Annotated in this window: 16 protein-coding genes; 6 read left to right on the top strand and 10 right to left on the bottom strand. The window is 52.3% G+C overall.

Annotated features, from left to right (window positions below; all coding sequences use genetic code 11):
• Nucleotides 1–132 precede the first annotated feature (132 nt).
• From dacA to lipA, 4 genes are all read left to right on the top strand, one after another.
• Entirely contained in the window at nt 133–1,344 is a 1,212-nt protein-coding gene (dacA, locus tag ACPXSQ_RS01545; protein ID WP_019106261.1) for a D-alanyl-D-alanine carboxypeptidase DacA, read from the top strand.
• Between the two features lie 100 nt (nt 1,345–1,444).
• Nucleotides 1,445–1,708, top strand: coding sequence for a DUF493 family protein YbeD (gene ybeD, locus ACPXSQ_RS01540; RefSeq protein ID WP_006118404.1), 264 nt, complete (start codon nt 1,445–1,447; stop codon nt 1,706–1,708).
• A 168-nt stretch (nt 1,709–1,876) separates the two neighbouring features.
• The gene (lipB, locus tag ACPXSQ_RS01535) at nt 1,877–2,530 is read left to right on the top strand and encodes a lipoyl(octanoyl) transferase LipB (RefSeq protein ID WP_041930726.1); all 654 of its coding nucleotides are present in this window, start codon (nt 1,877–1,879) and stop codon (nt 2,528–2,530) included.
• A 174-nt stretch (nt 2,531–2,704) separates the two neighbouring features.
• On the top strand, nt 2,705–3,670 hold the full coding sequence (gene lipA / locus ACPXSQ_RS01530) for a lipoyl synthase (RefSeq protein WP_013025007.1): 966 nt from the start codon (nt 2,705–2,707) through the stop codon (nt 3,668–3,670).
• Nucleotides 3,671–3,780: 110 nt separating this feature from the next.
• Here lipA and tatE read toward each other — a convergent pair whose 3' ends face one another.
• From tatE to pagP, 5 genes are all read right to left on the bottom strand, one after another.
• Entirely contained in the window at nt 3,781–3,984 is a 204-nt protein-coding gene (gene tatE, locus ACPXSQ_RS01525; protein WP_013025006.1) for a twin-arginine translocase subunit TatE, read from the bottom strand.
• Nucleotides 3,985–4,134: 150 nt separating this feature from the next.
• Nucleotides 4,135–4,932: a deaminated glutathione amidase gene (locus ACPXSQ_RS01520; protein WP_116584319.1), complete on the bottom strand. Its 798-nt coding sequence runs from the start codon at nt 4,930–4,932 to the stop codon at nt 4,135–4,137.
• 63 nt (nt 4,933–4,995) lie between these two features.
• Nucleotides 4,996–5,427: a GNAT family N-acetyltransferase gene (locus tag ACPXSQ_RS01515; protein WP_013025004.1), complete on the bottom strand. Its 432-nt coding sequence runs from the start codon at nt 5,425–5,427 to the stop codon at nt 4,996–4,998.
• Between the two features lie 342 nt (nt 5,428–5,769).
• Entirely contained in the window at nt 5,770–5,979 is a 210-nt protein-coding gene (gene cspE, locus ACPXSQ_RS01510) for a transcription antiterminator/RNA stability regulator CspE (RefSeq protein ID WP_006118399.1), read from the bottom strand.
• A gap of 150 nt (nt 5,980–6,129) precedes the next feature.
• Nucleotides 6,130–6,702, bottom strand: a complete 573-nt coding sequence (gene pagP / locus ACPXSQ_RS01505) for a lipid IV(A) palmitoyltransferase PagP (protein WP_029568529.1) — start codon at nt 6,700–6,702, stop codon at nt 6,130–6,132.
• Between the two features lie 922 nt (nt 6,703–7,624).
• Between pagP and ACPXSQ_RS01500 the strand changes: the two genes are divergently transcribed.
• The gene (locus ACPXSQ_RS01500) at nt 7,625–7,870 is read left to right on the top strand and encodes a hypothetical protein (RefSeq protein WP_014606320.1); all 246 of its coding nucleotides are present in this window, start codon (nt 7,625–7,627) and stop codon (nt 7,868–7,870) included.
• A gap of 50 nt (nt 7,871–7,920) precedes the next feature.
• On the opposite strand, the gene gntT is transcribed toward ACPXSQ_RS01500, so the two are convergent.
• A complete protein-coding gene (gntT, locus tag ACPXSQ_RS01495; protein ID WP_013025000.1) occupies nt 7,921–9,237 on the bottom strand; it encodes a gluconate transporter in 1,317 nt (438 codons plus the stop codon).
• 289 nt (nt 9,238–9,526) lie between these two features.
• On the opposite strand from gntT, the gene ACPXSQ_RS01490 reads away from it, so the two are divergent.
• Nucleotides 9,527–10,675: an iron-containing alcohol dehydrogenase gene (locus tag ACPXSQ_RS01490; RefSeq protein ID WP_158151172.1), complete on the top strand. Its 1,149-nt coding sequence runs from the start codon at nt 9,527–9,529 to the stop codon at nt 10,673–10,675.
• A 19-nt stretch (nt 10,676–10,694) separates the two neighbouring features.
• Here the strand turns inward: ACPXSQ_RS01490 and ACPXSQ_RS01485 are convergent, their stop codons facing one another.
• The 4 genes from ACPXSQ_RS01485 to ACPXSQ_RS01470 all read right to left on the bottom strand — a co-directional run bounded on the left by ACPXSQ_RS01485 (nt 10,695) and on the right by ACPXSQ_RS01470 (nt 15,118).
• Nucleotides 10,695–11,546 carry a Cof-type HAD-IIB family hydrolase gene (locus ACPXSQ_RS01485; RefSeq protein ID WP_158151174.1) on the bottom strand — a complete coding sequence of 284 codons (852 nt, stop codon included), beginning with the start codon at nt 11,544–11,546 and terminating at the stop codon, nt 10,695–10,697.
• A 103-nt stretch (nt 11,547–11,649) separates the two neighbouring features.
• The gene (locus tag ACPXSQ_RS01480) at nt 11,650–12,084 is read right to left on the bottom strand and encodes an RcnB family protein (RefSeq protein WP_158151176.1); all 435 of its coding nucleotides are present in this window, start codon (nt 12,082–12,084) and stop codon (nt 11,650–11,652) included.
• A gap of 492 nt (nt 12,085–12,576) precedes the next feature.
• Nucleotides 12,577–13,671: an ABC transporter substrate-binding protein gene (locus ACPXSQ_RS01475; protein WP_013024996.1), complete on the bottom strand. Its 1,095-nt coding sequence runs from the start codon at nt 13,669–13,671 to the stop codon at nt 12,577–12,579.
• Nucleotides 13,672–13,831: 160 nt separating this feature from the next.
• Nucleotides 13,832–15,118, bottom strand: coding sequence for an HAAAP family serine/threonine permease (locus tag ACPXSQ_RS01470; protein ID WP_210449891.1), 1,287 nt, complete (start codon nt 15,116–15,118; stop codon nt 13,832–13,834).
• Nucleotides 15,119–15,285: the final 167 nt, after the last annotated feature.

Below are 15,285 nucleotides of genomic sequence, written 5' to 3'. Positions count from 1 at the left end.
TCGACAGAGGTTACCGTGACAGGTAACCTCTGCTAACAACTCATTCACTAAGCCGGATGTCTGAAAATCAGGCATTTGTTATGATGAGTGACTTTTTTAAACCTTAAACCCATGGATGTTGTCGTCCCACACATGAACACGCTGAAACCTTCTCGTTTGTTAAAACGCCTGACAGTGGGATCACTGATCGCCTTCTCCCTCAGCCATGCTGCCATCGCTGATGATGTTAATCTCAAGACCATGATTCCCGGCGTACCGGACATTGATGCCGAAGCTTATGTCCTCATCGACTACAATTCAGGCAAAGTGCTGGCAGAGAAAAACGCGGACGCACGCCGCGACCCGGCGAGCCTGACGAAGATGATGACCAGCTACGTCATCGGTCAGGCAGTTAAAGCAGGAAAAATCCACCAGGACGATATCGTTACCGTGGGGCAGGATGCGTGGGCGACCGGTAATCCGGTATTCAAAGGTTCATCCTTAATGTTCCTGAAGCCTGGCGACCGCGTTCCGGTTTCCCAGTTAACGCGCGGTATCGTTCTGCAGTCCGGTAATGATGCCTGTGTGGCGATGGCCGATTATGTCGCCGGGAGTCAGGATGCCTTTGTTGGCCTGATGAACAACTACGTGAAAGCGCTGGGTCTGCAAAACACGCATTTCCAGACCGTTCATGGCCTGGATGCGGAAGGTCAATACAGCTCAGCACGCGACATGGCGCTGATTGGCCAGGCGCTGATCCGTGATGTTCCTGAAGAGTACGCGGTTTATAAAGAGAAAGAGTTCACCTTTAACAATATTCGTCAGATGAACCGCAATGGTCTGTTGTGGGATACCAGCCTGACCGTTGACGGCATCAAAACCGGTCACACTGCGTCAGCAGGTTATAACCTGGTGGCCTCTGCGACAGAAGGACAGATGCGTTTGATCTCTGCCGTGATGGGCGGTCATACCTTCAAAGGCCGCGAAACGGAAAGTAAAAAGCTGCTGACCTGGGGTTTCCGCTTCTTTGAAACCGTCGCACCGCTGAAAGCCGGAAAAGAGTTTGCCTCTGAACCCGTGTGGTTTGGTAACAGCGATCGCGTCCAACTGGGCGTTGAAAAAGATGCTTATCTGACCATTCCACGCGGCCGGATGAAAGATCTGAAAGCCAGCTATGTCCTCACCAATACCGAGCTGCATGCGCCACTGAAGAAAAACCAGGTGGTTGGCAGTATCAATTTCCAGCTCGATGGCAAAACTATCGATCAGCGTCCTCTGGTGGTGTTAAATGAAGTCTCTGAAGGCGGCTTCTTCAGTCGTATCGTTGACTATATCAAACTGATGTTCCACCACTGGTTCGGTTAATGGTGCATGGCGGTTGAAAAACCGCCACTCTGCCCCCATTACAGGTTAATATGATGCTCCCGCTTCGGCGGGAGCCTGTTTTTTATGTACCGGAGTGATTATGAAAACCAAACTGAATGAACTGCTCGAATTCCCTACCCCATTTACCTATAAAGTAATGGGGCTGGCACAGCCGGAGCTGGTTGATTTGGTGCTTGAGGTCGTGCAACGCCATGCACCCGGCGATTACAGTCCAGAAGTGAAACCCAGCAGCAAAGGTAACTATCACTCGGTAAACGTCACGATCAATGCCACCCACATTGAGCAGGTCGAAACCCTGTACGAAGAGCTGGGCAAAATTGAAATCGTGCGGATGGTGCTGTAACGCTGTCAACACCGGTCAGCGGGTCAGGCTGCGCAGATAACGCGCTGACCCGTATTTTCTGCCCTACCGGCCCAGCCGCTCTGTACTCATCCTCTCATCCCGAAGGCGTTTAACTTCATCGCCGCCAGCGTTATACTCAGCGTCTCCCCTCTTTAACGGATACTCGTTTTGTCTGCAGACACGCTTCTTATTCGCCAGTTTGGGTTATGTGACTGGCAATCGACCTCAGACGCCATGCACCACTATACCGATCAGCGCGATAGCGAAAGCCGGGATGAAGTCTGGCTGGTGGAACATTATCCGGTCTTTACACAGGGCCAGGCGGGAAAAGCCGAGCACCTGCTGATGCCCGGCGATATTCCTGTGGTACAAAGCGATCGTGGGGGACAGGTGACCTATCACGGGCCAGGACAACAGATCATGTATGTTCTGATTGATGTGAAACGCCGTAAAACCGGCGTGCGTCAGCTGGTGACCGCCTTAGAAGAAACGGTCATTGCCGTACTGGACCGCTTTGGCGTGGCGGCGCGGGCCCGACCCGATGCGCCAGGCGTCTATGTTGGGGATGAAAAAATTTGCTCGCTGGGGCTACGCATTCGTAAGGGCTGCTCGTTTCACGGGCTGGCATTAAATGTGGCGATGGACCTGTCGCCATTTTTACGGATTAACCCGTGCGGCTATGCCGGAATGCACATGACGCAGTTGCAACACTTCCGGCCTGAAGTCACGTTAGGCGATGTTCAGCCGTTGCTGGCCGAAACCTTTGCCCGCCAGCTGGGTTATCAGCAGGTTGAATGGCATCAGGATGAAAACCCACGCTGAGTTAACGGTGAATGCGTATTTACAAATATGTAACTTATCGGTGGTGTCTTTGGCTGCTTCCTGGCCGTTGAGATGATATAATTTTTGCACTTTTTTCAAATAAAGTTGAAAGCCGCCTTCTCTGATTGAGTGAGACAGCTTTCAAATCGCAATCCGACCGGAACCTGCTGATTTATGAGTAAACCAATTCAGATGGAACGCGGCGTCAAATATCGTGACGCAGACAAAATGGCGCTGATCCCGGTGAAAACCGTGGCCGTCGACCGGCAAGAGATTCTACGCAAGCCGGAGTGGATGAAAATCAAACTGCCGGCGGACTCCAGTCGTATTCAGGGCATTAAAGCCGCAATGCGTAAAAACGGGCTCCACTCCGTTTGTGAAGAAGCCTCCTGCCCTAACCTTGCTGAATGTTTTAATCACGGCACGGCGACCTTTATGATCCTGGGCGCGATCTGTACCCGCCGTTGCCCGTTCTGCGACGTGGCCCACGGTCGTCCTAACGCACCCGATGCAAACGAACCGGGTAAACTCGCCCAGACCATCGCCGACATGGCACTGCGTTATGTGGTTATTACCTCGGTGGATCGCGACGATTTACGTGACGGCGGCGCTCAGCATTTTGCCGACTGTATTACGGCTATCCGCGAAAAAAGCCCCAGCATCAAAATTGAAACGCTGGTGCCTGACTTCCGTGGCCGCATGGATCGTGCGCTTGAAATTCTGACTGCCACACCGCCGGATGTGTTTAACCACAACCTTGAGAACGTGCCACGCGTGTATCGCCAGGTGCGGCCGGGTGCAAACTATGAATGGTCGCTGAAGCTGCTTGAACGCTTTAAAGAAGCCCATCCCGAGGTACCGACAAAATCCGGTTTAATGGTAGGCCTGGGAGAAACTAACGCTGAAATCGTCGAGGTCATGCGTGACCTGCGTCGTCATGGCGTGACAATGTTAACTCTGGGTCAGTATCTGCAGCCCAGCCGCCACCATTTGCCTGTTCAGCGCTATGTCAGCCCGGCGGAATTTGATGAAATGAAAGAAGAGGCACTGGCGATGGGCTTTACCCATGCTGCCTGCGGTCCTTTTGTCCGCTCGTCTTACCATGCCGACATGCAGGCAAAAGGCCTGGAAGTGAAATAACCGTTCGCCTGCTGGCTGCCTTAAAAAACAAAAAACCAGATTGCCCGCAATCTGGTTTTTTTATGGCTGTCAGAAATAAAAATTAACACTTTTCTAAAACTGACGCCGCGTTAGTCTTTATGAGAAACGCGTTCCGCAGGGGTTTCTTCTGCCGTGGTGCGCGCTGCACTGGTGTCTTCGTCTTTCATGGCCTTTTTAAAGCCTTTGATTGCGGAGCCCAGATCGCCACCCAGAGAACGTAACTTGTTGGTGCCGAAAAGCAGTACGATAAGCGCACCGATAATCAGCAGCTTGGCAATACTGATACCTTCCATATATAACCTTTATAATCTGGCGAATAACGGTAACGCTTATTTAGGCGCAGTTTAGCGCTAACCTCAAGCGTAATCTGTAACAGATTAAGATCGCGCAGCGGCGCCGTCAGGTTTCAGGCCCAATCGGGTAGCGATGATCCCTGCCCCCGGTTAGCGCGTTCCATCCAGTTCGGGCCGGCTAAAACGGCGGTTATCCAGCACCGGCAGCATTGCGCGCGCTGTTGCGATTCTTTGTGGATCGAGCTCGGCAAAAATAAGTGCCCGGGACTCGGCCGCCCGGCTTATCGGTACGCCAAGGGGATCGACCACCATGCTATTGCCAATATTACGCATACCGCACTCGCCTACAGCCACCACATAACAGGTATTTTCCAGCGCGCGCGTGCGGGTAAGTAAATCCCAATGCATCTCTTTTAGCGGCCCTTTGACCCATGCGGAGGGTAAGACCAACACCTCGGCCCCCTCCAGCGCCAGACGCCGCGACAGCTCGGGAAAACGCACATCGTAGCAGGTCATCAGCCCGACTTTCATGCCCGCAACGTCCACCAGCGGCGGAATCTCTTGTCCGGCTTCAACCCGCTTTGATTCCTGCATCGCGAACGCATCGTACAGATGCAGCTTGCGGTATTCTGCCACGATCTTGCCATCGCGAATGACCACCAGCACGTTAAACACTTTGCGCTCACTGCCCGGCATATGCATTCCCAGCACGGTAGTCAGCCCATGGCCTTTGCTGGCGCTAAGCAGTTGTGACAGAAACGGCCCGTCAGGCGGTTGAGCGGCTTCCAGTATGAAATCGGGATTAGTGATATCAGTGGCCAGCACCGCTTCTGGCAGAACCAGCAGATCGGCCCCGGCACGGCTGGCCTGGTCCATCATGTCCAGGCAGGTTATGACGTTTTCCTGCCAGTCACGCTGAACCGCAAATTGCCCTAATGCGACTTTCATCGTGGGTTCTCCCTGAAAGCAGTACTGCCGTGATACAGGCCCTTTGGTAACCTTTCAATGCTCTTACAAAGGCTGAAGGGCTTTCACATGGTAGCGTGGTGATTCAACATAGCCTTCACGGCCATAAAACTGGTTAGCTTTAAGACGTGAAGCATGACAGTGAACTTCCATGCGGTCGCAGCCGTGCTGCGCTGCCAGGGCTTCTGCATGCTGGAGCAGTTTCTGGCCCACACCTTTGCTGCGCTCACCGTCCGCGATGCAGAAATAGCTGATACGGGCAAAATCCCCTGCCAGCGCCAACTGAGGGATAAAATGCAGGGAAAGGAATCCCAGTACATGATTACCCTGTTCTGCGATCAGCAGCTTTTCATTGGGATCCGTCATCAACTGGGCCAGACGTTGTTCAATAAAATGCTCTGTACCGCCATAACCGAGTTCACTTAACAACGCGCTCAGTACGAAGCTGTCTTTCGCCTGAGCCGGACGAATATCCATCCTGGCACCTCTTTATCTGTTATGCGGAGAGTCAGTTATAACCTGAGACGCGCTAAAATGCTCCCCCTGCGAGTTGTTATGATTATGTTACAAGGATTATCTGTGACTCGCGCCGCAGTTTACTGGCGGTTATCGTGCTGCAGTAGCCTGTCTGGCGCAGTGTGCCAGCGTGATATCGAAAAACGCGGGAGGGCGTGATGTGCAGGAAATGATACGGGGACGAGGCAGCGGCAGCACTGCAATTACGCCTTAAAGCCGTTTCATCCTTCAGCCAGAAATGTGACGCGTACCGGCATAAAAAAACCCGCCAGAAGGCGGGTTTTTAGAATTCTGACTGTTAACTTACAGACTGATAACGTTAGCAGCAGATGGGCCTTTTGCGCCGTCAGTGATTTCAAACTCTACACGCTGACCTTCAGCCAGAGTTTTGAAGCCATTGCTCTGGATCGCAGAGAAGTGTACGAATACATCTTTGCTGCCATCTTCAGGAGTAATGAAACCGAATCCTTTAGATTCATTAAACCACTTAACGTTACCTTTAATCTTAGACATCTATATTACCTTTACATGAAAAATGGACACTAAACTGTGTCGCCATCTAGTACAGCAATTGCTGAGGGTTTTGTCCAGCCTGATTTGATGAAAAAGTGATAAATATCGCTATTATTTACCCTTTGGTTACTTTTTCACTGGCTCCAGAGCTTAAAACTGCCAGCGCAGCCAGGCAAAATACACGTTACCGTTGTTGTAAGTGCCTGGAATATAAGTCATTTGAAAGTTCAGCGAACCATAACCTATTGACGCCAACGGTAATATGGCCGGAACAGGATAGTATCCCCAGTTATGCCGTGCCGTTACCCCTGCGGTATAGCCCAGACCATAGTGAAAATTTTGATCCTGCAAAGGTCGCCAGGTGGCCTCCCAGCCGTAACCGCCAAACGGTTCCCACTTGTTGAAAGAATCTTTGAACGCCATCAGGTAAAGGCCGTGCCAGTTCCCTTTCTCATCGTAACGCGAAACGCCACCACCGGCGCCCCAGGGACGTTCGTTATATCTGTGAATATGCTCTTCATCATACGTCCAGCGGTTGTGCCAGGTGATGGCGGGCACATAAACATCAATTGCATCAGGCTGTTGCCAGGTTTGCTGGACGTTGCCGGTAAAGGTATCCCAGCCTGATTTAATCTCTTGGGAGAGCATAGCGGCCTGGAGGGAAAAAGAAAAAAACAGCGCCAGTAATGGAGCTGATAACATTGTTAAAAGGTACCTGTTCACTTCGGTATTACCTGTCTCTTATTGATTGAACGCAGTGTTCCATGCTGAAAATCAGCAACGGGAAGACCCGCCTGACCCGAAATTTAAAAAAAAATGCTCAGGGTATTCAGCATGTAATTATCATTGACGTAATAAAGCACGAGCAATTTTAGCGCAAAAAAGATGAACCAAGCCCAAACAGCAAGAACTTTCAACATTTCCACTAAGTTCTGTAGTTTTCACAACCAAACTCAACACTTACGCAACATCACGTCGCGCCTTCATACAGGCGCCGAACGGGGCGAGCAGTGATAAACAGCGACTTTTACCATCACACCACCTCAGGTAAACCACATAAAGAATGATTAAGGGTCAGGGTAATGCCAGTAAAAATGCGCTCGCTTAACCAGGTAGCAGGTAGCAGGTAGCAGGTAGCAGGTAGCAGGTAGCAGGTAGCAGGTAGCAGGTAGCAGGTAGCAGGTAGCAGGTAGCAGGTAGCAGGTAGCAGGTAGCAGGTAGCAGGATGAAAATCTTACCGGCTCGCGGTGTCAAGAGAAACGCTCACTGGTCGGGCTGCGGGCACCCGTCAAGATGCCCGTCGAATCAGAAAATCAGTTTGAATACCCCTGTCAGGGTCAACAGTCCCACGATAAAAATAATGGCGATAATCCACAGAATTATTTTCATTTCCTCTCCCTTACCATTAAAAAACATTCCCATAACAGTATAGGCAAAATTCAGCGATGTGCTTTTTGCTTATTGCGTTCTCAACTATGAAAGCAACATTCAGCTTTAATTGTTATTTTCTGTGAGAAGCATCGCATAGCGGCCTTTTTGTCATCCCTGTCGCTTCGTTTTAAGAATCATCTCTGGCTAAAATTTATGCGGACAGGACAGCTCGACGGTTTTGACACTAAAAATGCAAAGCAGGGAGAGAGACCTTATGAGTAGCATTAATACCAGCATGGGCCGCTACAGCCTGAAGGCAAAAGACAGCGGTGAACAAATCAAAGGTTTTTTCGCCATTAATGATGAAGGCGGCACGCAACTTACCCGACAGGAATTTGCGGAGCATTACCTTGATGATGTGGTGAATAACGTGATTTATCCGGTTACCGGAGGTAACCGGGAGATCGCCCGCGCACTGCGAGAACAGATGGTAAAAGCGGGCTTTGAAGCGTCAGATTAACGGCAGGGGCCGCCATGTTTGCGCGGCCCTTTTGTCACGTGCAGGCGCCCTTACACCACGTAAGAAAGTAGCAAGCATCCCACTAAACCACACACTGATATAATCGTTTCCAGTGCTGACCAGGAGCGGATGGTTTCGCCTATCGTCAGGTTGAAATACTCTTTAAACAGCCAGAATCCTGGATCGTTAACGTGTGAAAAAATCACACTGCCCGACCCCACGGCTATCACCATTAATTCAGGACTGGCACCGCTGGTTACAATTAACGGCGCGACAATGCCTCCGGCGGTAATCGCCGCCACGGTTGCCGAGCCAAGTGCGATACGCAGCACAGCAGCAATAGACCAGGCCATAAACAACGGCGACAAATTGGTGGCATGCATCATATTGGCAATGTATTTATCCACGCCGCTGTCCACCAGAACCTGCTTGAAGGCCCCACCGCCGCCGATAATCAGCAGCATCATGGCAATAATTTTGATGGAATCGCTTAACGTGTCCATCACCTGTTCCATGCTGCGCCCGCGGTTCAGACCAAAGGTGAAGATCGCAATCAGCACGGCAATTAGCGTCGCCATAACAGGATCGCCAAAGAACTCGGCATAAGGCAACAGCGCGTGTCCCTTGGGCAGCACCATCTCCGCTACCGCACGCAGTGCCATCAGAATGACCGGAACAAGCGATGTCCAGACGCTGACGCCAAAGCCTGGCATTTCGGTTTCACTAAAGGTTTTGGGGTTGTAGAGCCCTTCAGGGATAGGCTTATCAATGCCTTTGAGGAAACGCGCGTAAACCGGACCCGCCAGGATAACGGTCGGAATGCCCAGTAAGGTACCAAAAAGCAGGGTTTTTCCCATATCGGCGTTAAACAGCGTCGCTATTGCCGTGGGGCCAGGATGAGGCGGTAAAAACCCATGGGTGACAGACAACGCCGCCGCCATAGGAACGCCAACAAACAGCAGCGGTACCCGTGCAGAAGCCGCAACGCTAAACACCAGCGGCAGCATCAGCACAAAGCCCACTTCGTAGAACAAGGCAAAACCAACGATAAAACCGGTCAGCACCAGCGCCCACTGGATGTGCCTTGTGCCAAATTTATCGATCAACGTGGTGGCGATACGTTGTGCACCACCACAGTCGGCCAGTAATTTACCGAGCATGGCACCAAATCCCATGATCAGCGCCAGTCCGCCCAGCGTCCCGCCGACGCCGTTTTTAATCGAAAGAATGACTTTGTTGACCGGCATGCCCTGCATGATCCCTACCGCCAGGGCGACTAAAATCAGTGCGATAAAGCCGTTGAGTTTAAAGCGAATCATCAGCAGTAACAGTAATGCCACGCCAATCGCCACATAGAGTAATGGCATAATTTTTCTCCACCTGATGCTCTGAATCTTCTCAGTGCCGCTTTGTTATCGTCGTCCCGGAGGACGCGCAAAATTGGGGCGCTGCCATGGTCGTAACATTTTGACAACCCCTGTTACCGATAACATGTTAAGGGTAACATCCGTGTTAAAGCATCACTCCACGTCGTTGAATTTGCGTTTTGCGAAGACGATCAACTTTTGCTCCCCTCGCTATAAGAAAGTTTCGCGGGGCCGATCGCCCGCTTTTCGTTACACTCAGATTTTAGCGAAGATATAAAAGGATGCGCTGGTGAGTGACAATCTGAGTGAGCTGTACAGCAATCAACAAACCCTTTTCGGCCAGGGAAGCCTTAACAAACTGATTCCCCTGTTGGCCGCCCAACCCCAGGCTACCCTGCTCTTTTGCGGCCGTTCGTTCTTACAGGGCGACGCCTATGCCCGAATTAAAACCACGCTGAACGATCACATTGTGGGTTATGAAATTGTGAGCAACGAGGCCTCGCCTGCCGATATTGATGGCTGGGTGGCACGTTGGCGCGGCCATGTCGATCGGGTTATCGCCGTAGGAGGCGGCAGTGTTCTGGATGCCGCCAAGGCCTTCAGCGCCATGATTCAGCACCCGCTTCCCACCGCCCGCTACCTGGAAAAAGTCGGAGACACGGCAGTCAGCGCCGTTACCTTGCCGCTCATCGCGATTCCCACCACGGCGGGCACCGGCAGTGAGGTCACGCAGAACGCCGTCGTGACTGACCAGCGGGATATCCAGATAAAAGCATCGTTGCGCCATCCGGTGTTCGTGCCACAGGTCGCGATTCTCGATCCTGACTTGCTTAAGGGCGCCCCCGATAAGGTGCTGGCCACCTGTGGAATCGACGCGTTTACCCATTTATTTGAAGCCTATCTTTCCAGAAAGGGCAACCTCTTTACGCGCCAGTTAGCCCTTACCGGACTGCGTCAGTTTATTCAGGGATGGCCTCGGCAAAACCAGCAAGACGAAACCGGCGATCGCGCGCGTGAGGCGATGATGATGGCGTCCTGGTTGGGCGGTGTCAGCCTGAGCAGCGCGGGGCTGGGCGTCATTCACGGCATCGCCGGAGAGCTGGGCGCGATTAAACCCTTCCATCATGGTGAAGTCTGCGGCAGGCTGCTGTTCACGTTTCTGGATCATCTTGCAGACAGCCAGCATGCGCGCCAGCGTCAGCTCATGGATGAAATGCATGCGCAGCTTTTTGACGAGGAGACCGATTCACCCGCGCGCTATCTCAAAGCCTGGCTACAACGCTCAGCCATTATGACGTTCTGGCAGGAGGGGCCAACGTTAAGCCCGTCGGATATCGACTGGATCCTGGCCCGGGCCAACAGTAAAAACAGCCTCGTCAGCTACAGCAAAGATGAGATGCGCGACATGATTACGCGCGCCTGGCCGGTCAGCGCGTAAGCGTAGTGCGGGCGGTGTTTTAGCCCGCAAATTCCCCCTGTTCCGCCCCGCCAAAGGGCGTTTCACCTGCAAGCATTTGCTCGATCACCTGTAGCACACCTTCATCATTATTCGCGGGTGCCAGGAAGCGCGCGGCGTCTTTAACCCGCTGCGGCGCATTGCTCATCGCGAAACTGAAACCCGACTGCTGCAGCATCTCGAGATCGTTACCGCCGTCGCCAAAGGCCAGTACCCGATCGTGAGAAATGCCCCAGCGCTGCGCCAGCAGGTTAAGGCCGTTAGCTTTATGCTGACCAGGAACGATTAAGTCAACCGAACCGTGCCCGCTCGACGTCGCCGCCGCCGAACCTTCGTGCAGGCGCTGGATATCCGCCATTAAAGGCTCGACATACTCATCCGACAGATTAAGGGCAAACTTAAGTATCCTGTCGTCGGCAACCTCATCAAGAGAACGAATGGGCCTGAGCCGGTGGCAATAATGCCGCATCTTGACCAGCCACTTCTCATCCATCCCTTCGAAGTAGTAGGCGCTCTCATGTCCGCAGAGCAGATAGCGCAGATCAGGATAGTGGCCATTTTCAAGCGTATCGAGTACCGCATCGATGTCATTACGGCTAAAAGCACCGCAGAACAGTTCTTCATCACGATCGATAATTAACGCGCCGTTTTCTGCGACAAACGCAATCTCACTGGCGATCTCAGGGAAAAATGAGCGGAGTTGATGGTATTGATTGCCGCTGGCCACGACAAATTTGATATGTCGCTGAGTGAGCTGGTGGTAACAGGCGAGGAAACGCGCGCGGTTATACTGCTTTTTGTCATCCAGAAAGCTGCCATCCATATCAACAGCAACCATCTTAACCGTGGTCATCAGAACTCCTTAGCCGGTAAACGTTCAGGATTAACTGTCAGAATAGCCTGGTAACGAGCGTTCGGTGCATAAAAAAGGGATGGCATCGGCCATCCCTGTGTCGCTATTGAAACGCGTTATTCAGGATCAGCGAGGTAATAATGCCGGTGGCGGCGGCAATCAAAACATAGTTACCGTCGATGTCGGCCCAGTGCTGACCCGGCGGCGGTTCTCTCAGACCACGCTCACGCCAGTCATCAACCCGATAATCTTCACCGCAGTACTCTCGCGGTACAGGACCACCACGGCGAAACTCATGACCGCGCCAGGCAAAGCGATCGTGATGATAATCGCGCCGCACATCTGGCGGTGGCGGGCCAGGCCGGTGGCTGGGAGGTCCATCGCGATCCAGGCCTGGCGGGCCATCGCCGTCGGGACCGCGGCCAGGATGATGCCACGGACCGTCTGGGCCGCCTGGCCCCTGTGCCAGCCCAGGGCTGCTGTACATCGTGCTGTATGCTAAAAGGGCGATAATCAAACCTGATTTTATTTTTTTCATGGTACTGCCTCCAGTGGTAACGGCGACTCAGCGCCGTTGCCATTACTATTGTCGTAACTGGAAGAAATAAGAATGACCAAAACTCTTAAAAGTCAGCGCGCTAAACAGGCGCGGACGGCGTCTCTCTCTCGTCAGGCACGCTGCATCAGGCGTGAAACACAGATACCTTGCGGAAAATCGTTTGGGGACTCAAACCTGGCGAGGCATCAAAATAAAACCCCGATCCTGAGATCGGGAAGTTATCGTCAAAGCCAGTAAACTGGAAAATGCCCCTTAAGAGAAAAAGGGAGAAGCAAAGCAGACAACACCACATCACAAGTGTCGGGATGAAATAATAACCTCTGGTTAATGACAGTTGGATGAAAAACGGCGCGGATATATTTTACATGCCGGTTTGATCCAATAAGAAATACACCGCTGCACTTCGCAAACCTGAAAACGGGTGTTCAGTTTTATCCGTTCAGGCGCGCTTTACGCCTGAACGGATGACCATCAGGGGTAACTCAGCAGCACAGGCGCATCCGGTAATTTTGTAAACCTGCGGATGATTTGATGGTAATCCGCCACCGGATCGAGCTGACTAAACTGCTTTGGATACAAGTCTTTTGCCAGAATCTCCATCCCGATAATGTTGTAAGGATGGTTGTAGAAGTGGTGATAGATCCCGTAGGTGCGCCCCTGTTTTACCGGCTCAATCTGCGCTAATCCTGTACGCTTCAACAACGTCGTAAAGGTTGCCGCCACCGCTTTCCTGTCCGATCCGTAACCGAACGGCAGTACATTACTGTTGGAACGTTTTGACCCCGTCATGATGTAAACGTCCGGCTTCATGGCAATGATTTTCTCAAGGGAAACAAAACCTGCGTTACCCGGCAGCAAAGTCGATCCGATATTTTTGCCGCCGACCGCTTCCACCAGTCCACCCCAGCCGCTGTGGCTATGCGTAAAGCAGCAGCTGTCGCTGTTACCGGCTATCGGTTCAATAAAGACGGTGGGTTTGGTTTTAACCTGGTCAATGCCCTTCTGCAGATTCTGCCAGTGCTGCTGGTAAAAATCGGTGTAGGCCTTCGCCTCGGCTTCACGGTTCAGCACTTTACCCAGCAGCGTAATACCCGGCACGGTGTTTTCTTTAGGATGCAGTTCATAGTCAACAAACACGACCGGGATGTTCAGGCTTTTGAGCGTGGTCAGCACTCCCGACTGCATCAGCGCAGGTTTGGCACGCAATTGCGCAATCATGATATCCGGTTTCTTTGCCAACACGCTTTCGAGGTTCACCTGCCCCTGATCGTTGAAGCCCATATCCACAATCTTCTCAGCCTGCGGCCAGGTTTTCTTCAGCAGCGCCCAGGTTTGCGTATCCTGTTTCTTTGGCAGGTTATTCCATGCCACAACCCGTTTAAAAGGGTTATCCCGGTCCAGCAGCGCCAGCGTCATGATGTCTCGCCCGTCCTGGAGAATGACGTGCTGAGGTTCTTTCTGCAGCGTAATCGTCTGTCCATCCACATCCGTTACGGTCAGAGGATAGGTGGTGGCCGAACAGACCGTTGAGGCCAGCAACGTGGCTGCAAAAATACCGAATTTCATGTTTATTAACCCTGTTGAGAAATAAGAATTATTCTCGTTAACTTTACCATGCTAATTCGTAACAAATATAAACCTTTGTTTAATGAATACGTCTGAACGCTGTCTCAGGTTGGCGCCGTCCCGGCATAAGGATAGGACGGCGCCTTGATATCAATGAGAATTACGCCTTAAGCAGCGAATAAAAAATGGCCGAAATGGCGATCAGCCCGGCGAGCATCACAAACAGATTACTGAGTTTGCCACTGTATTGACGCATAGCGGGCACCCGCTGGATAGCGTACATCGGCATCAAAAACAGAATTACGGCAATGATCGGGCCGCCCAGCGTTTCAATCATTTTGAGGATATTGGGATCGAGCGTTGCCACCAGCCAGGTTGTCAGCAGCATAAACACGGCCGTCAGACGATTCAGCCTGTCAGGGGCCATCGCTTTGCCCCGGCTACGGAGCGCTTTATTCACCATGCCGTTGAACCCTTCACGTGCGCCCAGATAGTGGCCGAGGAATGACTTGGTGATCGCCACCACGGCTATCAACGGCCCAATCCAGGCGATAAGCGGCGCATTAAAATGGTTGGCAAGGTAGGACAAGATCGAAATGTTTTGCGCTTTAGCGGACTGTAAGTCTTGCGGCGAGAGGCTGAGTACGCAGCTGAAGACAAAGAACATCACGGTAAGCACCATCAAAAGGTGCGCGCAGGCCAGAATCCGGGAGCATTTTCGCTCGGCCTGCTCGCCGTACTCCTGCCGCTTCGCCAGGGCGAACGAGGAGATGATTGGCGAGTGATTAAACGAGAATACCATGACCGGCAGGGCAAGCCACAGCGTCATCCACAGATTGCGCCCGCTGCCCGCATTGGGGGTTTCCAGTGCGGCCCCGTGCCAGTAAGGAATCAGACAACACGCCATCAGCATCAACACGGCGACAAACGGATAAACCAGGACGCTCATCGCTTTCACAATCATGCTTTTGCCAAAGCGCACCACCGTCATCATGCCGATAATCAATATCAACGACAGGAGCGCACGCGGCGGCGGCACCAGGCCCAGTTGGTTCACCATCAGGCTTTCAACCGTATTAGTCATGGCTACGCTGTACATCAGCAAAATAGGGTAAATGGCAAAAAAATAGAGCAGCGTAATCAGTTTGCCCGCCCCTGCGCCAAAATGCTCTTCAACCACGTCGGTGATATCCCCTGCCGGATTGCTGCCAGAGAGGACAAAACGCGTTAAGGCCCGATGGGCAAAGAAGGTCAAGGGAAACGCCAGCACCGCCATAACGATCAAGGGTAACAGTCCCCCCATGCCCGCATTGATCGGCAGAAACAACACGCCCGCACCGATAGCGGTGCCATATAAACCCAGCATCCAGACGGTATCCGTTTTTCGCCAGCCAGTTTCATCATTAACGTGAGGGGTTTCCAGCGTGCGGGTTTGCGAGGTTTTCATCAGATCTTCCAGAATATGCATCAGCCTGCATCAAGGCTTGCAGCGGGTAAAGGGTTGGCGTTTTCGCCATCAACGCATGTGTGCAACCTGCCAGATTCAGCCCGCCCCGTCAGGACGTAATCGATTGCGCCCCATTTTTTACACTATCTGACGGTAAAAATTCAAGT

The sequence above is a fragment of the Pantoea sp. EEL5 genome (assembly GCF_049892805.1).
Taxonomy (GTDB): Bacteria; Pseudomonadota; Gammaproteobacteria; order Enterobacterales; family Enterobacteriaceae; genus Pantoea; species Pantoea ananatis.
This window is presented reverse-complemented; position numbering and strand designations above follow the sequence as displayed.